This window comes from Bacillus sp. P4_E1 (genome assembly GCF_056401715.1).
On the sequence record NZ_JBFUIV010000019.1, the window covers coordinates 1 to 21,503 of the forward strand.

Consider the following 21,503-nt stretch of genomic DNA (forward strand, 5'->3'; position numbering starts at 1 on the left):
TTGTTTCTTGATATTTCCTAACCCACTCTATTAATTGCGTTCTACTTTTAAGTCCATATTTCTTCGCTATAGCTGATTGACTACCCTCACCGTTTAAAAAACTTTCTACAGCTTGTATCTTTAATTCATTTGAATAAGTTTGAAATGTAGACCCTTTTTTAGCCATAATAAAATCCCCTCCAAGTAGAAGTGTAACATCCATGTTTGTTCATGGTCTTTTTACACTGTCTACCTTAAGGGGATAATATCAATTCGTGTCTTTTTTTATTTTACCGCAATGACTCTACCCGTTTCACTACTTTCAGTCGCCAATTGAATCAATTTAATAACGTCTAAACCTTCTTGAGCAGTTACAGGTAGTTTTTCACCATTTAATATGCTATCTCGCACGCCTTTATAATACATGTCATAGCAGCCGACTTCTGTTGGAATACGCTCTAAGCTTTCTTCTGTTTCTAAAGTAGCAAAATTCTCTTCAGAGTCTGCTCCATAACCATTATCCCCTGGCTTCATTCCAGTCTTTAATTGTTCTTCCTGTGAATCCATACCATACTTCACGATAGAACCTTTATCTCCATGCAGTGTAAAATGTGGTCCAGCTTGCTTTACGTAACTGCTACTATGTAAAATAACGCGCTTCACTCCATAGTGAAGTACAACATGGAAGTAATCATCCACTTCTGCACCTGGTCGTTGTTTTATTACATCTGCGCTTATCGCATCTGGTTTCCCAAATAATGATAATGCTTGGTCAATTAAATGCGATCCTAAATCATATAATATACCTGATCCTGGTAAGTTCTTTTCTCTCCAGCGATCGCGTACATGTGGGCGGAAACGATCGAAATGCGCTTCATATGCGTATACATTCCCTATTCTTTTTTCTTGTAATAATTTCTTTATCGTTAAGAAATCATTATCCAAACGGCGATTATGATACACACTTAAAACGACATTATGTCGGTTCGCTAATGAAATAAGTTCTTCTCCTTCTTCAATTGAAACAACGAATGGTTTTTCCACAACAACATGCTTACCGTGTACAATTGCTTCTTTTACATATGGAAAATGGGTTGTATTCGGCGAAGTAATGACCACTAAGTCAATATCAGCTCGATTTACTAATTCATCAATTGTACCAACAACTTCAGCATTTGGTAATGCTTGTTTCACTACTTCTTCTTTTGATGATAAAATAGCACGAATATCGTATTCTTCTATCGTTTGTAATAACGGGATGTGAAATGTTGTACTAGAAAATCCAAATCCTACAATCCCTACACCTATTTTTTTCATGTTGCCCCTCCATTTATCCCGTTTTAACGGGCAGTAAGATTCCTAACTCAAAATTCAGCGAAAGCAAAGAAATTAGGTGAGGAATCAACTGCTCGTAAAAACCCGATTGGTTCAACTAATAATCAGTGGGGATAAAGAAAATCCCCACTGATTAAAGTTTCACTTTATGAGAACGATTTCATTTCATCATTATAACAAGATTATTTTTATATACATAATGATTTGCTTAGAAAAAAGCATCTTACTATCATTCATAGCAAGATGCTCCCTTTATCCCGCATTAACGCGCAGTAAGACTCCCACCTCAAAATAAGGCGAATGCGAGGGAAGTTAGGCGTGAGACCAACTGCCCGTAAAAGTCCGATTGGTGAAGGCTAATAATCAGTGGGGGATGGAAAAAAACCCACTGATTAAAGTTTCACTTTATTCCGTTCTTTTCTTTGTCCACGTTTCAATTACTTCACCAGTATCATTAACATCTAGTACTAAACTACCATTACTATACCGGTCTTTATTTCGAAACGCTTTCGGATCAATTTCTTCTACAATGTGTTTCTCTGTCTTCATGTAAACTAATTCATCATCTCGAACAATTTCAATACCGACAATGCGGTACGGATTACGTTTTAACTCTTTAAAAATTACAAGGCCTCGCTTCGCCCTCGTTGATTTCTCAATTTCCGATGCCTTTATACGTTTCACAGCACCTCGCTGCGTAACGAGAATAAGTTGATCTTTTTCACCATTTAACGGTTTACCAGAAGCAACATAGTCATCTTCTTTTAAATTAATTGCTTTCACACCAGCTGCTCTGACACCAACTGGACTTACTTCTTCTTCATTGAATACAAGTGCATATGCACCATGTGTTGCAAGAACAATATCACTTGTCCCATCTGTCGCAAATATATCAACAACTTCATCATCTTTTTTCAAGTTTACAGCAACGAATGCCCGTGAATAACGCTGCACTTTATATTGGTTTAATTCTGTTTTCTTAATCATACCGTTTCGTGTAACAAATACGATAAATCGTTTTTCTTCTTCAAAATTCGGTACGACTGTTGCCCAAATTAACGATTCATCTCGCTCGAGTGAAACAAGATTCGCAACGTGTTGACCTAAATCTTTCCAACGAATTTCTGGCATTTCATACACAGGAAGATAAATATAATTTCCTTTGTTCGTAAATAAAAGAACGGTTTCTGTCGTGTTTGTATCGAAACGCTCAAGTAAGATGTCACCCTCTTTCATACCGAAGTATTTCCCGTTCGATGCATTATGCGAACGCCAACCTGTTCGTTTCACATAGCCTTCTTTCGTTACAGTAACGATGACATCTTCTTGCGGAATCATAACTTCCACATCGATTTTAATTTCTTCAATTTCCTCTTCAATTATCGCACGGCGATTATCACTATATGTTTTCTTTACTCTCTTCAAATCTGTTTTAATAACTTGAAAAAGTCTTTTTTCACTTTGTAAAATTGACTGTAACTCTATAATTTTCTTACTAAGTTCCGCTGCTTCTTGCTCTAGCGCTGTAATATCTGTATTTGTTAAACGATATAATTGCAGTGAAACAATTGCTTCTGACTGCGCCTCTGTAAATCCAAATTTCGCACTTAAATTATCTTTCGCATTACGCTTATCTTTAGACCCACGGATCGTTTCAATCACTTCATCTAAAATTGATAATGCTTTCTTTAAACCTTCTACAATATGCTGACGATTTTCTGCTTTTCTTAATTCATATTGTGAGCGTCTTGTAACAACTTCTTTCTGATGTCCAATATATGCATCCAAAATCTTAGGTAATGTCATAAGTGTCGGACGACGATTATTTATCGCTACCATATTAAAGTTGTATGGAATTTGTAAATCTGTATTTTTATATAAATAATTTAAAATACCTTCAGCATTCGCTTCTTTTTTTAATTCTACAACGATACGAAGACCTGTACGATCTGTCTCATCACGTACTTCAGCAATTCCATCTAGCTTTTTATCTATACGTAATTCATCCATTTTCTTAACAAGATTCGCTTTATTTACTTCGTACGGAATTTCTGTAATAACGATTTGTTGCTTCCCGCCACGAATCGTTTCAACCTCTGCTTTTCCGCGAATAATAATTTTACCTTTACCTGTTTCATACGCTTTTTTAATGCCATCTATCCCTTGTATAATACCACCTGTAGGGAAATCTGGTCCTTTAATAACTGTTAACAAGTCCTCCACAGAACTATTCGGTTGATCGATACGCATAATTGTAGCATCAATTACTTCTCCAAGATGATGCGGTGGAATTTCTGTTGCATAACCAGCGGAAATCCCTGTAGATCCGTTCACTAATAAGTTCGGGAACATTGCCGGTAATACAATAGGTTCTTCACTCGTATCATCAAAGTTTGACACGAATTCTACTGTTTCTTTATCAAGATCACGTAATAACTCAGATGCGATTGGTGATAAACGTGCTTCCGTATAACGCATTGCCGCTGCTGGATCCCCATCAACACTACCGTTATTTCCGTGCATTTCAACTAAAACATTACGTACTTTCCAAGTTTGACTTAAACGGACCATCGCCTCATATACAGAGGAATCACCATGTGGATGATAATTACCGATAACATTACCTACTGTTTTAGCTGATTTACGAAACGCTTTATCATGTACGTTTCCTTCTACATACATAGAATATAAAATACGTCTTTGTACCGGTTTTAAACCGTCACGCGCATCTGGAAGCGCGCGGTCTTGAATAATATATTTACTATAACGTGCAAAGCGGTCACCTAACACGTCTTCAAGCGGGAGGTCATGAAACTTCTCTGCCTGCATGTTATTCCACCTCCGTCTCCATAATCATTTCATTTTCTAAAATATTTCCTTCTTCTTGCATACCAAATTGTACATTACGCTCAATCCATTTACGGCGAGGTTCTACTTTATCCCCCATCAATGTCGTAACTCGGCGCTCAGCTCTTGATGCATCGTCAATTTTCACACGGATTAACGTACGTGTTTCAGGGTTCATCGTTGTTTCCCATAATTGATCGGCATTCATTTCGCCAAGTCCTTTATAGCGCTGCAACATGTAGCCTTTACCGACCTTTTTCGTTACACCACCTAATTCTTCATCAGACCATGCATATTCAATTACTTCACTTTTCCCTTTTCCTTTACTTACTTTATATAAAGGTGGAAGTGCGATAAATACTTTACCAGCTTCAATAAGTGGTTTCATATAACGGTAGAAGAACGTCAGTAGTAACACTTGAATATGTGCTCCATCCGTATCTGCATCGGTCATAATAACAACTTTATCGTAGTTAATATCTTCAACAGCGAACTCATTCCCTACGCCGCCGCCAATTGCGTAAATAATCGTATTGATCTCTTCATTCTTAAAAATATCAGCAAGCTTTGCTTTTTCCGTGTTAATTACTTTACCACGTAATGGTAGCACCGCTTGGAAACGACGATCTCGCCCTTGCTTTGCTGAACCACCAGCCGAGTCACCCTCTACTAAATACAATTCGTTTTTCTGAGGATTACGTGATTGTGCAGGTGTTAACTTCCCGCTTAAAGTACCTTCTGATTTTTTCTTCTTCTTACCAGTACGCGCTTCTTCTCTCGCTTTACGAGCAGCCTCACGTGCTTGTGCTGCTTTAATTGCCTTTCTCACAAGAAGTGTAGCTACATCCGGGTTTTCTTCTAAAAAGTAAGCTAAATGCTCAGATACAATTGCATCAATTGAAGAACGAGCTTCACTTGTACCTAGTTTCCCTTTCGTTTGCCCTTCAAACTGGAGTACGTCTTCTGGTACACGTACAGAAACAATCGAAGCTAATCCTTCTCGAATATCTGTACCCTCTAAATTTTTGTCTTTTTCTTTTAATAAAGAAACTTTACGAGCATACTCATTGAACACACGTGTCATTGCTGTTTTAAATCCAGCTTCGTGTGTACCACCGTCTTTTGTACGTACATTATTTACAAACGAAAGAATGTTTTCTGAGTAACCATCATTAAACTGAAAGGCTAACTCTGCTTCAATTCCATTTTGCTCACCCGAGAAATATACAACTGGATGAATCGAATCTTTCTCTTCGTTTAAGTATGAAACGAAAGCCTCAATTCCTGTTTCATAATGAAACACATCTTCTAAATCATTACGTTCATCTTTTATCGAGATTTTCATTCCTTTTAATAAGAATGCAGATTCACGTAATCTCTCACATAATGTTTCATAATTATAATTTGTTGTGCTGAAAATAGTTGTATCTGGTTTGAAGTGCATCGTTGTACCAGACTCTTTCGTTTTCCCGATTTTCTCTAACGTCGTTGCAGGAGTACCACCATTTTCAAAGCGTTGTTCATAAATGCTACCATCTCGCTTAATCGTTACTACTAGCCATTCTGATAAGGCGTTTACAACTGATGCCCCAACACCGTGTAAACCACCACTCGTTTTATAGCCTCCTTGGCCAAACTTACCACCAGCATGAAGTACAGTTAAAATAACTTCAGGTGTCGGCTTTCCAAGCTTATGCATTCCCGTAGGCATTCCTCGCCCTTTATCAATTACGCTAATACTATTATCTTTATGTATTACGACAGAAATTTCGTCGCCAAATCCCGCTAATGCTTCATCAACGGAGTTATCTACTATTTCATATACTAAATGATGCAATCCACGGCTATCCGTACTCCCGATATACATACCCGGGCGTTTTCGAACGGCTTCAAGTCCTTCTAACACTTGAATTGCATCTTCATTATATTGGAACTGATGCTTCGCCAAACTCCTTGCCCCTTTCCTAATCAAATCAGAACATATGTTTCTATTATAGGATAACGCCTCGACTATAGTTTTGGCAAGTTATCTTATCTCTTTTATATACTATTTTCAATAGAAAAATCCTTGTTTTTTTTCACAAGGATTCCTCTAGGCTACTATTTCAGAAAAATAATCGTTTGTCAACGAGAAATGGATATGTATTCCAACATTATACATTCCAAACCTTTATCATGATCCAAATGATCAATATCCAAAATGGGATAACAAGTAACAATCCCCAAAAACAGCCTTTAAAAAATCTCATGATGAACACCTCGTTCATCCGCCCTACTTATGTAAAAAGCGAGGGCTGAATCAATCTTTCTATCTTTAAAATCTATACTATTTTGTCATTACATGCTCTACTTTAATGCAACGATCCATTATTACTGTGTAGCCTTTTTCTTGTAAAAGTTTATATGTATCTTCATCTTGTACTCCTAATTGTGCCCAGAAAACATCTGCATCAATCTCTACAAACTCTTTCGCAACATCCTTTAAAAATTCTGAGCGACGAAACACATTTACAATATCAACATGTTCTTTAATATCCGTCAGTGAAGAAACCGCCTTTTCTCCGAGTACTTCATCTACTGTTGGATTTACTGGAATAATGCGGTACCCAGCATCTTGCATTGCTTTTGAAACCATATACGATGTGCGTTCTGGCTTATCTGATAATCCAACAACTGCAATCGTTTTACTTTTCTTTAATACTTCACCAATTTCCGTACGAGTTGGGTTTTCAATTATCATAATTTATCCCTCCTATTTCTTTAGTATATCCGATAAAGAAAGTCTCTTTCAACATGAAAGAGACTTTCTTTTATTCCGATTATTGATTCTTTGTAGCTGAATTATCTGCTAATGTAGCTGTTTTCGTCATTTTTTGGCCATTGCGATAGAATGTAACTTCTACTTTCTCGCCTACTTTTTTCTTTTCATATAAATATTTACGGAATTGAAGTGAATTCTCTACTTTTTGATCATCTAACGCTACTACTATATCATATTGCTCTAAACCAGCTTTTTCTGCAGGTGATATTGGATAAATTTTACCTAATACAACGCCGTTTGTTACTTCTTTCGGTACTTTCAATTGATTTACTGCATAAGCTTGCACATCTTCTAATGAAACGACACCGACTCCTAGTGCTGGACGTTTCACCACTCCTTCTTTTTCAAGGGATTCAATAACTGGCTTTGCAATATTAATTGGAATAGCAAATCCAATTCCTTCAACTTCTTGTTGTGCAATTTTACTTGAATTAATCCCAATTATTTCACCGTTTTGATTAAATAACGCACCACCACTATTACCTGGGTTAATCGCTGCATCTGTTTGAATAACTTGAGCATTCCAATCTGCACGCTTATCGCCATCAATATCTACTGGAATTTCACGTTCTTTGCTACTAATAATACCTTCTGTTACACTTCCATCAAATCCTAGTGGGTTACCGATTGCAATCGCTTTTTCACCCGCACGAAGTTTACTTGAATCACCTAAAGTGGCAACTTTATTTACATTAGATCCATCAATTTCTACAACCGCTAAATCTAACCAAGGGTCTTTCCCTACAAGCTTTGCATCTACCTTTTTACCATCACTTAGTTTTACAGCAAGTTTATTTGCTCCATCTACTACATGGTTGTTCGTTACAATATACGCTTTATTTCCTGCTTTTTTATAAATAACACCTGATCCTGAGCCAGCTTGTTGCTCTTGGCCTGTCGGTTGCATTGCAAATGGATCAACACTTTGTTGCATATTAATAACACCTACAACAACATCCTTCGCGCCTTCGATCATTCCCGGTAAATCAGTTTCATTTTTCGCTTTATTTACAACTGGAACTACAGTTCCTTCTACTTGTTTATTAGAATTGAATGACGAAACAGCTGCATTATTATTTTGCACCCATGGCATGTACGGTGCTGCAAAACTAATCGAAACCGCCCCGACTACAGCTCCAACTAAACCTGTGAAAAAATATCCTTTTTTACTACCTGATTTTTTCACTTCTCTCGTTTCACTATGCTCTTCATTCAAATTCGGTCCGTCGTAATATCCCATGTTTTATTTCCCCTCCCTGGTGAATTCGTACTTTCAGTATAGTCACATTTTGTGTCCTTCTTGTGAACTCATCGTGAAATCCAATTAAAAAAATACTCCTATCTACCATTGTAGACAAGAAAAGTATTTTTTGTACATTCCACCTACAAAGGAGAGTGTAAATTTGCTATATCCCAAAGCCGAGATGCATAGTAACTTAAAGGTTATTCTTCGAATTTGTAACCTACTCGAATAACAGTGCCGATATGCTTCGCCTTATCTCCTAGCTTATTTCGCAGTTTTTTAATATGTGTATCAACCGTTCGGTCATCACCGTAGTAATCATATCCCCATAACTGATCTAATAAATGTTGACGTGACAACACAATTCCTTTGTTCTCCATTAAATAAACAAGAAGTTCAAACTCCTTATGTGTCAATATAATTTCTTCACCATCTACTAAAACTGTTCTAGATAGTCGATTCACTTCTATTCCAGCTAAAGACATAGTATTTTCTTCTGATACTCCTACCGCTCCATCCGCACGTTTCAATAACGTCTTCGCGCGAGCTACTAACACTTTCGGGCTAAATGGTTTCGTTACATACTCATCTGCACCTAATTCAAAACCTAGTAATGTATCATCCTCATCCGAACGTGCTGTTAGCATAATAATTGGTACTGCTGATTCTTTTCTAATTCGTCTACAAACAGACCATCCATCTATTTCTGGTAACATAATATCTAACATAATTAAATCAATTTCATGCTCTGCAAATAATTCTAACGCTTTTTTCCCGTCTTCTGCTTCGATTACTTCAAAGCCTTCATTACGAAAATAATCACTAACAATTTCACGTAATCTTCTTTCATCTTCAACAAGTAATACTGTTTTATTCATATAATCTATCCCGCCTTTTTACTCTTTCAATCGAATAATACGTTGATTGGAGCTTCCGCGAAATGGAAGTGTTAAATCTTTTTTCTCGATTTCAAATCTTCCATCGACTAAAACATCCCCATACTGTAACAACTCTATCATATCATTATTTCGAGAACTCTGTATCTCTTCTAACGTATAACCTGTATACATCCATAGATTTTTTTTCAAATCTTTCACAGCTTTTGCTACTTTTTTCACTTCAGCAGCTTGGAAGAATGGATCTCCACCTGAAAATGTTACATCTGTTAATGAATTACTTTCAATCTCTTTCACAATTTCTTCTACCGTCATTTCAGTTCCATTGCAAACATTCCAAGATTTCGGGTTATGGCACCCGAAACAACGATGCGGACAGCCCGCAAAAAACACGACTGTCCGCAACCCTTCTCCATCTACTACACTATCATGAATGATATTCATAACTTTCATTTATGCTTCACCCGATCCATCTCTTCACTACGTTTCGCACTATTCCACTTCGACATATCTCCTACAAGATAGCCCGTTATACGGCGAATTCTTTCTATATTAGCCTCATCTTCATTTCCACAGCTTGGACATTCATTCCCAATAACTCCGTGATAACTACAGCACTTACAACGATCAACAGGATGATTTATTGAACCGTACCCAACGCCATTCTCTGCCATCGCTTGCACAATTTGCTTTAATGCCTTTTTGTTATGCATAGCTGCTCCGTCTAGTTCAATATACGTAATATGTCCCCCGTTACATAGGGCATGGAAAGGTCCTTCTAAACGAATTTTATTTATCGCTTGAATGTTATAATAAACTGGAATATGGAATGAATTCGTATAGTAATTATGGTTCGTTATACCGCTAATCTCACCAAATTCTTCTCTATCTTTTTTCACAAACTTACCTGATAAACCTTCTGCAGGCGTTGCAATTACAGAGAAATTGAGTTGATGTTCTTCCATCGCCTTATCCATGCTCTCTCTCATAAAGGAAATAATTTCATATCCAAGCTTCCACGATTCTTCATTTTCTCCATGATGCTTTCCAGTTAACGCTACTAAACATTCTGCAAGACCGATAAAACCAAGACTTAACGTCCCTTGTTTTAAAATCGGTGCCACAGCATCTTCAGGTTGTAACGTCTCTCCACCACGCCATACACCTTGTGAATATAAGAACTGAAAATCTCTTGCTCTCTTTGTACATTGATAAGCAAATCTCTCTAATAATTGCTTAACGCCTAAATCTAAATAATAACTTAGCGCTTCAAAAAACGCTTCTTTCGATCCACTAATTAGCGCTAATTTTACTAAATTAATAGAAGTAAACGATAAATTCCCTCTTCCAATTGCTGTTTCTTCCCCATGTATATTAGACATAACACGAGTACGGCACCCCATATAACATACTTCACTTTCAGGTCGACCATCATAATGCACAGCATTAAACGGAGCATCTAAAAACGAAAAGTTAGGGAATAATCGCTCAGCGGTCGTTTCTAACGCTAATTCAAATAAATCATAGTTCGGATCACACTCTTCAAAGTTCACGCCTTTTTTCATTTTGAAAATTTGAATAGGAAAAATCGGTGTTTCCCCTTTACCAAGTCCAGCTTGCGTCGCTTTTAAAAGTTGCTTAATTAAAAGTCTTCCCTCTTTCGATGTGTCTGTTCCGTAATTAATAGAAATAAATGGTACTTGTCCCCCGCCCCTACTATGCATACTATTTGAATTATGAACGAAAGCCTCACACGCCTGATACGTATCATTTTCTGTCTCTTTCCATGCAAATTCCTCTATTTGTTCTTTCGTAAGCGGATATGACTGTAGTCGTTTTTTATGTCTCTTTACTGTTTTTCTCACATATGGAGCTAAATCAATATCAAAGAGTGCAAACGATTGACCACCGTGCTGCATATTTTGATTCGCCTGAAAAATAATTGAAGAAAGCGCCAACGCACTTTTAATGTCTTGCGGTTGTCTCATATGTCCATGTCCAGTATGAAAACCGTTAGCTAGCATTTGCGCTAACGGAATTTGCGAACAAGTCGTCGTTCCTGTTGCATAAAAATCTAAATCATGTGGATATAATATATTTTGATCTATCGCTTTTTTCACTTGATCTGATAATAATTTTTCTACTGCATAATACTTTGCGCTCTCAGATGCGAACGTTCCCATTACTCCCATTGGAGATCGACCATCTACATTTGCATTTTCCTGCATTAAATCTTGTTCATTACCGTGGATAATTGTCTCAAATACTTTCATTAATTCTTCTCCACGTACATTTTGTTTCAACATCCATAACCCTCCACCAACATGTTGTTGTCTTTTGATTAAAATCATACAACATATAGTTCTTCTGTTCCTGTGAAAAATGTAACATTCCTGTGAAAGTTTTTTTAAAAATTAATGACTTTTTCATTTATAAAAAAGAAATGTGCTCTTTACAAATGTATGGTACAATAAATGGGAAAAACTCTTTTTACCCTTTATCAACACATTTGTATAAAGGAGACTGAACTCATGGTTATTACATATCTTTTATTTATCGTTGCCTATCTACTCGGTTCGATTCCATTTGCATTAGTCGTTGGAAAAATTGGTTATGGAATCGACATTCGTGAGCATGGAAGCGGTAATCTAGGCGGAACAAATACATTCCGTACATTAGGGAAAAAAGCAGGTTTTATCGTAACAATTGCTGACATTTTAAAAGGTACATTAGCAACAGGTCTACCGATTATTTTCGGGTCAGATATTCACCCACTATGGTTTGGATTAGCCGCTGTTCTTGGACATGTCTATCCGATCTTCGCAAAATTCCGCGGGGGGAAAGCAGTTGCAACTTCTGCTGGGGTGCTATTATGCTATTCACCAGTTGTTTTTGCAATATTAGCTGTTGTCTTTTTCAGCCTTTTATTTACAACAAGATACGTATCACTTTCTTCTATGATAACAGCTGTCGTTGCTGTTATTGCATCCATTGTTAGCGGGGATAAAATCTTCATTATTGCGATGTGTTTATTAGCAGGTATGGTTATTTATAAACACCGTGCAAATATCGGACGAATTATAAATAAAACTGAACCAAAAGCAAACTTTTCAAAAAAGCAAAAATAAGATCGTAACCCACATAACGCAAAAAGAAAACGTGAAGCATATTAATAGCGTCTTTTTGCGTTATTTTTTATACTAAAAGAAAAAGCAACATAATTTGGAGGAACTATACATGAATCTTTCCGTAACAAAAGAAGCAGCACAATGGTATAAAAACGAATTAAACTTACAATCGGGTGAAACAATACGTCTTTTCGTACAATACGGCGGTTGCAGTACTGTGCAAAAAGGACTTTCTTTAGGTATTCGTAAAGATGACCCTGCGCACCCTGCTGTTCAAACTCAAGAAGAAGGTATTAACTTCTTTATTGAAGGCGATGATGAGTGGTTCTTCGATGGACATAATTTATTAGTTACACTTAACGACGGTGATGATTTCCCTCAATTTAATTATGAAAAATAAAAAAGCGTGGCTTCTGCCACGCTTTTTTTATCCCGCTATTTGCGGGTAGTAAGACCCCCACTGATTAAAGTTTCACTTTATTTCTTTTTAATTTCCTCATATTTCGCATACCACTCAGGATATAATTTTTTAAATGATACAGGGCGGAAACCTTCTTTTTTCGCACAAATATTCGTCGTGCTTGCAGTAATACAAAGTTCGCCATCACTATTATAAATTTCATATCCATATACAACGCGGAGCGGGCTCACAGTATCAACCCACGTTTTCACAATAGCTTTTTCGCCGTAACGCATCGCTTTACGATATGAAATTTGCAAGTCTAATACAGGAGAAATAATTCCCTCTTTCTCCATTTCAACATATGAAAATCCTAATTCTTGTATAAGTTTAGTGCGCCCAAGTTCCAGCCACACTAAATAGTTTGAATGGTAAACAACACCCATCTGGTCTGTTTCCGCATAGCGGATTTCAACTTCATGTTCTGCTACAAACATTTCTATTCGCCTTCTTTCACTTCTGCTACCTTGCATACATTTAATCATAATACAGTGGAATCAAAAATAAAATAAAAACAGTGAATCTTTTACCGAAAGGGGCAAGCACATGATCCAAATTGTAACTGTTCGTAGCGGTGATAGTGTTTATGGTTTAGCATCAAAGTACGGATCTACACCTGAAGAAATTGTAAAAGACAATGGACTAAATCCAGCTGAAACACTCGTTGTTGGTCAGGCACTTATCGTTAATACAAAAGGCAATAATTATTATGTACAGCCAGGTGACAGCCTTTATCGAATTTCTCAAACGTATAACGTCCCTCTCGCCAGTTTAGCTAAAGTTAATAACCTTTCATTAAAATCTATTCTCCATGTCGGACAGCAATTATATATACCGAAAGGAACAAAACGAGCAGTAGAATCCATTGCTTATTTACAGCCTTCAACAATACCGATAAAAGAAAGTTTAGTAAATGCTACACGTGCTATTAATCCATTTTTAACATATTTAGCCTACTTCAGCTTTGAAGCAAAAAGAGACGGCACTTTAAAAGAACCGACGGAAACAGCGAAAATCGCTAATATTGCAACGCAAGGTAACACCATCCCTATGCTCGTTATTACAAATATTGAAAATGGAAATTTCAGTGCCGATCTGACCTCGGTTATTTTACGCGATGCAACAATTCAAAACAAGTTTATTACTAACATTTTGCAAACAGCTGAAAAATATGGCATGCGAGACATTCATTTCGATTTCGAGAGTGTGGCACCTGAAGATCGCGAAGCGTATAATCGTTTTTTACGAAATGTGAAAACACGCTTACCTAGCGGGTACACATTAAGTACAACACTTGTACCGAAAACGAGCTCAAATCAAAAAGGGAAATTTTTTGAGGCTCACGATTATAAAGCACAAGGACAAATTGTTGATTTCGTCGTCATTATGACATACGACTGGGGTTGGCAAGGTGGACCACCGATGGCGATTTCCCCTATTGGTCCTGTAAAAGAAGTACTTCAATATGCAAAATCTCAAATGCCCCCACAAAAAATTATGATGGGGCAAAATTTATATGGATTTGATTGGAAACTTCCTTTCAAACAAGGGAATCCACCCGCAAAAGCAGTTAGCTCTGTCGCAGCTGTTGCACTTGCTCGTAAATACAATGTTCCTATCCGCTATGATTTCACAGCCCAAGCTCCACATTTTAATTACTTTGATGAAAACGGCGTACAACACGAGGTTTGGTTTGAAGATTCGAGGTCTATTCAAAGTAAATTCAATTTAATGAAAGAACAAGGCATTGGCGGTATTAGTTACTGGAAGATTGGTCTACCATTCCCACAAAATTGGCGTTTACTCGTTGAAAACTTTACAATTACGAAAAAAGGCTGACGAAAGTCAGCTTTTTAAATATTTTTATAATATTATCCAAACACACAAAAAGGAGAATGATGACATTCTCCTTTTTTTAACCGTTATCAACAATTGGTTGTTTGCCAGTTTGGTCTTGCATTTGCTTCCCTTTATTGCCACCAGCTTTTTTCGATTGTGTTCCAATTTGATTTGGTGCAAAGTCTTTTGAATTCTTTTTCGGATTACCCATTACTATCGCCTCCTTAACACTAGTATCGTACTAGTGTTAAGAATTATTCAGCCTGCTTAAAAAGTTTCATTTCATAACGTTTTTCAATTCGTTTTTCAATTCGATCCATTGCATCACGATCGCTTAATAATTGTTGTTTATTTTCATTTACAAGTTCTTCAAACGATCTACGGCGACTTCTTCTCATGTTGCTCACCCTTTCTTCTACGCTTTCTTATTACATAGTATGAGCAAATGAAAAACTCTTTAATCAGATTTGCAAGAAAATTTTATGTTTTGATAAAAAATCCCATGCGCATATATTGCACATGGGATTTTTTACACCATCGTATTTAAATATTTTTTAATTTCTTCATCCGCATTTACTTTATTTGCTCTATATTCATCCAGCGCTCGTAATACAGAATCGTATTCTGCTACAATGTAGCTCTCTAGCTTCAAAATGTCCTCTACACTGTCAATCATAATTCTCGTGTTGCCAATCTCACTTTTCAATGCTGCCTCGTATGTTAAGCTCGTACAAATTTCTCTTACATCGTCTTCCATTTTTTCTGTTAACACATATTTCTTTCGCCCTTTGACCTTTAACCTTATAATTGGGTAAAAGGCTTTTATATCTAAATAACTCCCAACATTCATACAACGAATCCACTCAATATCACGTTTATTTCGTACAAGCATTTCTTTTACTGCTTCAAATACCGCTGTTTCATCAAGTACTTCCTTATTCGCTTTTCTTTTTCCTTCTTCTTCAACCGCTGCACATTTTTGATAAACAGCCGCACACGTAATGCAGTCGTCAAATGCATTATGAGAACTTAATCGAATTCCAAGCATTCGTTTTAACGTTTCAAGTTTATGATTAGGCGCATGCTTCATATATTTTTTCGCTAAAAACACAGTATCAATAACGTTATTTTTAGGCTCAGGTAGTCCAAGCATATTTACATTACTTTTTAAAAAACGCATATCAAAAGATGCATTATGAGCGACAATAACATTTGTATGTAAAAATGCTAAAAATAAAGGTAATACTTCTTCAATCGTCGGTGCATCTGAAACACGATAATTTGTAATACCTGTTAAACTTGTTATTCGGTCCGGAATTGAACGCTCTGGATTCACATAAGAAACAAATTGATCTACTAGTTCATGATTATGATATTTCACTGCTGCGACTTGAATAATTTTATCATTATAAGGGTTAAATCCTGTTGTTTCAAAATCAATTACAACATAATCTAACGGTAAGGATATATTCCCCACTCCAAACACTCCTTTACCTCTAAACGTTTATATTTCTTTTATCATAACATGCTGCTATCACTACGTGAAAAAGAAAAGGCAGAAATGGTAACTTTCCACCTCTACCTTTTCACCGTTATTTTAATTTAGCAATCCGTTTCTCCATCTCTTTTTGCGTCATCGGTCCAATGAACTTATCTTGAATGACACCTTCTGTATCAATAAAATAAGAAGTTGGAATGGTAATTACTTTATACGCTGTTGTCACATCAATGTTCTTGTCCAATAAAATAGGAAAAGTAATTCCTTTTTCTTTAGCGAAGTTCCTTACCTTTTCTTCTCCCCCTCCTTTTTCTGAAGGAGTATAGTTTATAGCTAAAATTTCTACGTTTTCTTTATGTTCTTTATAAAAGGCCTCCATATCAGGCATTTCTTGCTGACAAGGCCCACACCACGTTGCCCAAAAGTTTAAAATAACTTTCTTTCCTTTTAAATTGGATAACTTTACATTCGTTCCATCTATCTTTGCTAATTCAAAATCTGGTGCGCTCTTTCCAATTTCAATACCGTTCCTTGCGAAAATCTCTTTCATAGCAGCTTCACTTTTGGCAGGCTTTTCTTGCATTACTTGATCCTCTTTACCAAACTGTTCATAAGCTGCATATCCCGCTAAACAAAGTAACACTACAATAATGGTAAGCTTCCGCCACATATTATATCACCCTTACGTGTTTATCTTCTTATTACATAATCACCAAAATACTATATACCTTATTTTAGCTTATACGGACAAGCTTGGAAATATTCACATTCAAAATAGTCGGAATATTTTTAACTAAGATGAAGTATTTCCCTTTTTATCCTTTTTGGCAAGAAGACTCCATCTGATTTGTGTTACGGGTGAAACCCAACAATTCAGGTGGAGATGAATTGCCGTCAGAAGGTAGGTTGAACGCTTTTGTTTCGTTCATAACAATTTTCCCGGGGCGAATATTTGTTTCTTTTGTCTTACGATATAATCTGCCCCTAGATAAGGAGGGAATATATCGTAAGACAACGAAATTGGATAATAATAATCATTTGGTTACTTGAGGCAAAAGGAATTACGATGAAGGCCATGTTCAAATTTTGTTCCGTTCCGTTTCAAATATTGATTTGTCAAAAGTAATGAACTCTCTACGAAAGGTGGTGAAAACAATGGTTAAAAAGAAAGCAGTGAAAGTATTACGGAAACAAAAGAAAAGAGAAACCATGCAACGATTCACGCAGAAACAGAATATCGGACGAGCTTGTCTTACAGCTAAAGAATTCCGCTTACTGCAACGCATGTCACATAGTTCAAAAGCGTTGCGAAATGTTGGATTGTACACGATTAAACAAAGTTATCTGAATAATAACAAGATGGCTACTGTAAAAGAAGTGGACACTGCCATGCAAGCCGATATGAACTACTCGGGCGTCCAATCAAACTCTGTTCAAGCGATTCGTAGAGCCTTATTTACAGAAGTAAAAAGCTTTTTTAAAGCATTGGAACAGTGGAAGAAAAAACCTGAAACCTTCACAGGTCGTCCTAAGTTTCCGAATTATTCTCGTTCAACTGACAAACGAATTATTGAAATCTATCAAGTTCCAAAGGTGGATGATAACGGGTATTGGATGATTCCAATGAATGTTGCATTCAGGAAAAAATTCGGTTCCATTAAAATACGTATGCCTAAAAATGTAAGAAATAAAAAAATCTCCTACATTGAGATTGTACCGAAGCAAAAAGGTCGGTTCTTTGAGGTGCATTACACATATGAGATGCACGTTTCTCAAATGAAGAAACCATCCACGACTACTAGTAATGCTTTGAGTTGCGATTTAGGTGTAGACAGATTAGTAAGTTGTGCGACAAATACAGGTGATACATTTTTAATTGATGGAAAAAAACTTAAATCCATTAACCAATACTTCAACAAAATGATACGTAATCTACAACTGAAAAATATGGAAAATGGACTTTCAAAACGTGTTGTAACGAACCAAATGGCTGCACTTTGGCATAAACGAGAACGACAAATAAATGGTTACATTTCACAAACTGTAGGCCTGTTGTTCAAAAAAGTGCAAGCATGCAACATAGATACGGTTGTCGTAGGGTATAACGCGGGTTGGAAACAAAAATCTGATATGGGAAAAAAGAATAATCAAAAATTTGTTCAAATCCCGTTTCATAAACTGATTGCAGCGATTGAGAATAAATGTATAAAAGAAGGCATCCGATTTTTAAAACAAGAAGAAAGCTATACTTCAAAAGCTAGTTTTCTTGATAAAGATAAGGTTCCAGTTTGGTCTAAGGAGGATAGGACGCATTATCACTTTAGTGGCAAACGAATCACTCGTGGTCTGTACCAAAGTAAAGCAGGAACATGTATCCATGCTGATATTAATGGTGCATTGAATACATTGCAAAAATCAAAAGTTGTAGAATTGGATGAAAACCTTAAAGTGAAAACGCCGATTCTATTAGAAGTGCAAACACGTAAGGCTGTTGCTTCGCGCATAGCTTAGTGGGTGCGTCAACCATCCATGTGTACTCGACTTGTCGGGGCTTGTAGCACACGCCGGATTCATCTGAGTGGTGGCTTCTTCCATAAGGAAGAACTGCTCTTTTTCGAAAGGGTGGTGCAAGTGGGGAAACGATTGTTCGTTTCTAGTACCAACCAAAAACTTACTTGGGGTGTTACCATAAGGTGGCATGAATTCTAGAGCGTCAACTGTCTAGCGATAGACGAAAAGACCTAGCGTTCTAACTCAAGCCCCCACTGAAACGCTTTATCTTAGTGGGGGTAGTTGACCATATAATTAGAAATAAACACAAAACTTTCGAGGTGATATGTATTTTACAATTACTTATCAACCCTTTTACTTTTGTTTTCTTCACTTTGCCATTACTATGTATTTGTTTTAGCGGCTTGCTATATAAATCCAAATGGGCTGCTATTATTATTTCTTTTACTGTTCCACTTATATTTTTCATTATCGTCTCGGGATTTGATATACACCTAGTTTTACAAAACTTAGACGCTTGGATTGTTTATAGTGCTGTTTATTCTGTACTTTCCTACATAACGCTAGCGCTAATACGAAGAAAACTGCACATGTAGAACTTTCAAAAAGGGGGATTTTTATGAATCTATTTGAAAAAATACTATTATATATTCTTAGTTTTATATTTTCCCCAATCGGGATTATCACTTGGATCATCTCGCTCTTCAGTAAAGATCCTGAAAAAAAGCAAGTTGGGCGTAGTTGTCTCTTTATCGCTTTAATCTCATTTATCCTTTTAGCCGGTCTCGGTATTCTTAGTTTCTTCACGATGACTACCACTACTATACAATAGTTATAGAAAGGATGATTATTTTGGGAGAACATCCTATAAGTAAAGAACTTCGCTATATACGAATATGTTTAGTTGTTTTAGTAATCGTTCTTTTATTTTTCAACGGTGAAAGAGTTGTTGAAATTTCTACAAATCATGATGCCGTAGAAAACGTTTCAACCAGTAATATGACACAGATTGCTGAAAATACATTTGCTATTCAAGAATATAATTCATCACTAAGTAGCGAACGTACGGTCAAAATTTTCAAATATAATCCGGATACAAATCAACTTACTCTAGTCAAAGAGTTTAGCACTAACGATACTGAGTCTTATACGTATCAACTTAATAAGAGTGAATAAAGATAAGAGCGCTATATAGCTCTTATCTTTTTATTAGCATCTCTTTAAACAATGACTTACACGTTAATAATTCTCTAGGATCCCCGCATTCCACAACAATTCCATTCTTCATGACCACAACTCGATCCGCTATCATCGCCCTCTCAACATCATGTGTCGTCACAATTCTCGTTACATTCCCCCCTAGCCCTTTAAGCATATTCCAAACCACTTCTTGATTGCTCAGATCTAATCCCGCAGTCGGTTCATCTAGAATAATGAGATTCGGATTTGATACAATCGCTCGCAATAACGCAAGACGCTTTCTCTCTCCTCCCGAAAACTCTTCACCGCTTTTATGTAGTACAGTCTGAATCCCTTTAGATAAACTCCTAATAATTGACTTCGCATTTACAAGTTCAATATTTTTTTCTAACTGTTTTTCTAAGACCCCTTCCCCAAAATACATATTCTCTTTTACTGTCGTCCGAAAAAAACGAGGTTCCTGCCATATGGTAGTCATACGAGCTTTATTACCGTAATAAGCAATACTACCATTAGATGGTTTATATAAACCCGTGATTAATTTTAAAAGCGTCGTTTTTCCTGCACCACTTTCCCCCACAATAATAACGAGTTCGCCAGGATTAATTTGCAAATGTATATTTTTAATTCTACATCTCTCTTCACCGTTCTCTTGAAATGAAACGTTTGTTAATTTCATTCCCATCGCTCTTTCTACATTTCTGTATTCAGCCGGTATATCTAAAAAGCCAAAAACTCGATTTGCCGAAGCAATAGCAACTTGTGTCATCATCAATAAATCACTCGCATAACGAACGGGGAAAAATAACATCTCAATTGTAGCTAATACCGCCACAAGCGAACCGACTTCCATATCCCCTTTTATTATTTTTTTTGCTCCTATAATAAGAACAACTATATATGCTCCTGTTTCTATTACCGTTCCAACTATCCCAATACAATGTTGTATCATCGTCTTCCTTACTTCTGTTTTATAAGATTGTGCCGTCACTCCTTTAAACAAATGAATTGCCCATTTTTCTTTTTGTAAACTACGTAAATCTTGTATACCTTTTACAAACTGTGACATCATCTCTACAACACTTGATTGATTTTTTTGAGCGATACTTGCAATATTTCTTACTTTTCCCCCCATAGGCATTGGAACAATTGCACTTAAAAATAAAAACGGGGTTATCCACCATATGAACTGTACATCGATATGTTGTAGAGCTATGAACGCACCAATAAATTGTGCAATGGCGTGGATGTATTCTATTAATATAGATCCATATAACCTTACCCAATTCGGAATATCAGAAACGACTAATGTTTCTAACTCCCCTTGTTTTACCTTCTCACTTTCTTCAAATGGTAATAAGAAAAAATGACGTAATACATCTATACGCTTCTCTCGTAATATTCGCTGGCTTACTTTTGAGCTTACATAATCAAATAACAGATTGTTCACCCACATCAAAAAGCGGCTCCCCGCAAACAAAGCAATATATACATACGTACCTTTTAACTCCCGCTGAATAAGGTTATCTACAATTAGCCCCATAAATAGCGGACGGGATAAATTTAAAATGGCAGCTACTATTCCGCTACAAATCGCACTAATTAGCAATAGCTTTTCTTGCAACAGCGGCAACATTATTCTTCTATACTCATTCATTGTCATTCCCCCAATTTTGCATAATAAAAGGAAAGGGATGAAACCAAATGGTTTCATCCCTTTCCCTCTGTACATAAAGCAAGGAAGCT

Annotated in this window: 21 protein-coding genes; 6 read left to right on the top strand and 15 right to left on the bottom strand. The window is 36.5% G+C overall.

Annotation, left to right across the window (positions count from 1 at the left end; translation table 11 throughout):
* The 9 genes from AC1DS7_RS22210 to AC1DS7_RS22250 form a co-directional block, all read right to left on the bottom strand.
* The coding region (locus AC1DS7_RS22210) for a transposase (RefSeq protein ID WP_476999220.1) at positions 1–202 on the bottom strand (202 nt) is incomplete at its 3' end.
* 62 nt (positions 203–264) lie between these two features.
* A complete protein-coding gene (locus AC1DS7_RS22215) occupies positions 265–1,296 on the bottom strand; it encodes an oxidoreductase (RefSeq protein ID WP_002128492.1) in 1,032 nt (343 codons plus the stop codon).
* Between the two features lie 423 nt (positions 1,297–1,719).
* Positions 1,720–4,143, bottom strand: coding sequence for a DNA topoisomerase IV subunit A (gene parC / locus AC1DS7_RS22220; RefSeq protein ID WP_002014315.1), 2,424 nt, complete (start codon positions 4,141–4,143; stop codon positions 1,720–1,722).
* Between the two features lies 1 nt (position 4,144).
* Positions 4,145–6,109 carry a DNA topoisomerase IV subunit B gene (parE, locus tag AC1DS7_RS22225; RefSeq protein ID WP_002087772.1) on the bottom strand — a complete coding sequence of 655 codons (1,965 nt, stop codon included), beginning with the start codon at positions 6,107–6,109 and terminating at the stop codon, positions 4,145–4,147.
* A 378-nt stretch (positions 6,110–6,487) separates the two neighbouring features.
* Entirely contained in the window at positions 6,488–6,901 is a 414-nt protein-coding gene (locus AC1DS7_RS22230; protein WP_002014313.1) for a CoA-binding protein, read from the bottom strand.
* Between the two features lie 79 nt (positions 6,902–6,980).
* Positions 6,981–8,222 (bottom strand): S1C family serine protease, encoded by a 1,242-nt coding sequence (locus AC1DS7_RS22235; protein ID WP_002014311.1) that lies wholly within the window; start codon positions 8,220–8,222, stop codon positions 6,981–6,983.
* Positions 8,223–8,425: 203 nt separating this feature from the next.
* Positions 8,426–9,103: a response regulator transcription factor gene (locus tag AC1DS7_RS22240; RefSeq protein WP_002014310.1), complete on the bottom strand. Its 678-nt coding sequence runs from the start codon at positions 9,101–9,103 to the stop codon at positions 8,426–8,428.
* A gap of 18 nt (positions 9,104–9,121) precedes the next feature.
* A complete protein-coding gene (nrdG, locus tag AC1DS7_RS22245) occupies positions 9,122–9,574 on the bottom strand; it encodes an anaerobic ribonucleoside-triphosphate reductase activating protein (protein ID WP_002137702.1) in 453 nt (150 codons plus the stop codon).
* Complete coding sequence (locus AC1DS7_RS22250; protein WP_002033560.1) at positions 9,571–11,427, bottom strand: anaerobic ribonucleoside triphosphate reductase; 1,857 nt, start codon at positions 11,425–11,427, stop codon at positions 9,571–9,573. The genes nrdG and AC1DS7_RS22250 overlap by 4 nt, the downstream gene beginning before the upstream one ends.
* 225 nt (positions 11,428–11,652) lie before the next feature.
* Between AC1DS7_RS22250 and plsY the strand changes: the two genes are divergently transcribed.
* Together plsY and AC1DS7_RS22260 are read left to right on the top strand one after the other, a co-directional pair.
* Positions 11,653–12,249: a glycerol-3-phosphate 1-O-acyltransferase PlsY gene (gene plsY / locus AC1DS7_RS22255; RefSeq protein ID WP_002014306.1), complete on the top strand. Its 597-nt coding sequence runs from the start codon at positions 11,653–11,655 to the stop codon at positions 12,247–12,249.
* Between the two features lie 109 nt (positions 12,250–12,358).
* Complete coding sequence (locus tag AC1DS7_RS22260; RefSeq protein WP_002033558.1) at positions 12,359–12,649, top strand: HesB/YadR/YfhF family protein; 291 nt, start codon at positions 12,359–12,361, stop codon at positions 12,647–12,649.
* A gap of 77 nt (positions 12,650–12,726) precedes the next feature.
* On the opposite strand, the gene AC1DS7_RS22265 is transcribed toward AC1DS7_RS22260, so the two are convergent.
* Positions 12,727–13,146: an acyl-CoA thioesterase gene (locus AC1DS7_RS22265; RefSeq protein WP_002142699.1), complete on the bottom strand. Its 420-nt coding sequence runs from the start codon at positions 13,144–13,146 to the stop codon at positions 12,727–12,729.
* A gap of 109 nt (positions 13,147–13,255) precedes the next feature.
* Here AC1DS7_RS22265 and AC1DS7_RS22270 point away from each other — a divergent pair, with 109 nt between their 5' ends.
* Positions 13,256–14,548 (top strand): glycoside hydrolase family 18 protein, encoded by a 1,293-nt coding sequence (locus AC1DS7_RS22270; protein ID WP_002066644.1) that lies wholly within the window; start codon positions 13,256–13,258, stop codon positions 14,546–14,548.
* Between the two features lie 76 nt (positions 14,549–14,624).
* Here AC1DS7_RS22270 and sspN read toward each other — a convergent pair whose 3' ends face one another.
* The 4 genes from sspN to AC1DS7_RS22290 form a co-directional block, all read right to left on the bottom strand.
* Positions 14,625–14,759 (bottom strand): acid-soluble spore protein SspN, encoded by a 135-nt coding sequence (gene sspN, locus AC1DS7_RS22275; protein ID WP_000527988.1) that lies wholly within the window; start codon positions 14,757–14,759, stop codon positions 14,625–14,627.
* A gap of 43 nt (positions 14,760–14,802) precedes the next feature.
* Complete coding sequence (locus tag AC1DS7_RS22280; RefSeq protein WP_002014298.1) at positions 14,803–14,946, bottom strand: FbpB family small basic protein; 144 nt, start codon at positions 14,944–14,946, stop codon at positions 14,803–14,805.
* Positions 14,947–15,077: 131 nt separating this feature from the next.
* On the bottom strand, positions 15,078–16,025 hold the full coding sequence (locus AC1DS7_RS22285) for a 3'-5' exonuclease (protein WP_016100849.1): 948 nt from the start codon (positions 16,023–16,025) through the stop codon (positions 15,078–15,080).
* 115 nt (positions 16,026–16,140) lie between these two features.
* Entirely contained in the window at positions 16,141–16,716 is a 576-nt protein-coding gene (locus tag AC1DS7_RS22290; RefSeq protein WP_002128499.1) for a TlpA family protein disulfide reductase, read from the bottom strand.
* 485 nt (positions 16,717–17,201) lie between these two features.
* Between AC1DS7_RS22290 and AC1DS7_RS22295 the strand changes: the two genes are divergently transcribed.
* From AC1DS7_RS22295 to AC1DS7_RS22305, 3 genes are all read left to right on the top strand, one after another.
* Positions 17,202–18,557 (top strand): RNA-guided endonuclease TnpB family protein, encoded by a 1,356-nt coding sequence (locus tag AC1DS7_RS22295; protein ID WP_476999221.1) that lies wholly within the window; start codon positions 17,202–17,204, stop codon positions 18,555–18,557.
* A gap of 619 nt (positions 18,558–19,176) precedes the next feature.
* Entirely contained in the window at positions 19,177–19,389 is a 213-nt protein-coding gene (locus AC1DS7_RS22300; protein ID WP_476999222.1) for a hypothetical protein, read from the top strand.
* A gap of 11 nt (positions 19,390–19,400) precedes the next feature.
* Entirely contained in the window at positions 19,401–19,733 is a 333-nt protein-coding gene (locus AC1DS7_RS22305) for a YmzC family protein (protein ID WP_080118260.1), read from the top strand.
* A 22-nt stretch (positions 19,734–19,755) separates the two neighbouring features.
* Here AC1DS7_RS22305 and AC1DS7_RS22310 read toward each other — a convergent pair whose 3' ends face one another.
* Entirely contained in the window at positions 19,756–21,471 is a 1,716-nt protein-coding gene (locus AC1DS7_RS22310; RefSeq protein ID WP_215588416.1) for an ABC transporter ATP-binding protein, read from the bottom strand.
* Positions 21,472–21,503 lie beyond the last annotated feature (32 nt).

Bases quoted from the DNA above. Each gene is read 5' to 3' on its own strand.
- AC1DS7_RS22215 (WP_002128492.1), bottom strand. From the start codon at position 1,296: ATGAAAAAAATAGGTGTAGGGATTGTAGGATTTGGATTTTCTAGTACA.
- parC (WP_002014315.1), bottom strand. From the start codon at position 4,143: ATGCAGGCAGAGAAGTTTCATGACCTCCCGCTTGAAGACGTGTTAGGT.
- AC1DS7_RS22230 (WP_002014313.1), bottom strand. From the start codon at position 6,901: ATGATAATTGAAAACCCAACTCGTACGGAAATTGGTGAAGTATTAAAG.
- AC1DS7_RS22235 (WP_002014311.1), bottom strand. From the start codon at position 8,222: ATGGGATATTACGACGGACCGAATTTGAATGAAGAGCATAGTGAAACG.
- AC1DS7_RS22240 (WP_002014310.1), bottom strand. From the start codon at position 9,103: ATGAATAAAACAGTATTACTTGTTGAAGATGAAAGAAGATTACGTGAA.
- nrdG (WP_002137702.1), bottom strand. From the start codon at position 9,574: ATGAAAGTTATGAATATCATTCATGATAGTGTAGTAGATGGAGAAGGG.
- AC1DS7_RS22250 (WP_002033560.1), bottom strand. From the start codon at position 11,427: ATGTTGAAACAAAATGTACGTGGAGAAGAATTAATGAAAGTATTTGAG.
- plsY (WP_002014306.1), top strand. From the start codon at position 11,653: ATGGTTATTACATATCTTTTATTTATCGTTGCCTATCTACTCGGTTCG.
- AC1DS7_RS22260 (WP_002033558.1), top strand. From the start codon at position 12,359: ATGAATCTTTCCGTAACAAAAGAAGCAGCACAATGGTATAAAAACGAA.
- AC1DS7_RS22265 (WP_002142699.1), bottom strand. From the start codon at position 13,146: ATGTTTGTAGCAGAACATGAAGTTGAAATCCGCTATGCGGAAACAGAC.
- AC1DS7_RS22270 (WP_002066644.1), top strand. From the start codon at position 13,256: ATGATCCAAATTGTAACTGTTCGTAGCGGTGATAGTGTTTATGGTTTA.
- sspN (WP_000527988.1), bottom strand. From the start codon at position 14,759: ATGGGTAATCCGAAAAAGAATTCAAAAGACTTTGCACCAAATCAAATT.
- AC1DS7_RS22280 (WP_002014298.1), bottom strand. From the start codon at position 14,946: ATGAGAAGAAGTCGCCGTAGATCGTTTGAAGAACTTGTAAATGAAAAT.
- AC1DS7_RS22290 (WP_002128499.1), bottom strand. From the start codon at position 16,716: ATGTGGCGGAAGCTTACCATTATTGTAGTGTTACTTTGTTTAGCGGGA.
- AC1DS7_RS22295 (WP_476999221.1), top strand. From the start codon at position 17,202: ATGGTTAAAAAGAAAGCAGTGAAAGTATTACGGAAACAAAAGAAAAGA.
- AC1DS7_RS22300 (WP_476999222.1), top strand. From the start codon at position 19,177: ATGAATCTATTTGAAAAAATACTATTATATATTCTTAGTTTTATATTT.
- AC1DS7_RS22305 (WP_080118260.1), top strand. From the start codon at position 19,401: ATGATTATTTTGGGAGAACATCCTATAAGTAAAGAACTTCGCTATATA.
- AC1DS7_RS22310 (WP_215588416.1), bottom strand. From the start codon at position 21,471: ATGAAACCATTTGGTTTCATCCCTTTCCTTTTATTATGCAAAATTGGG.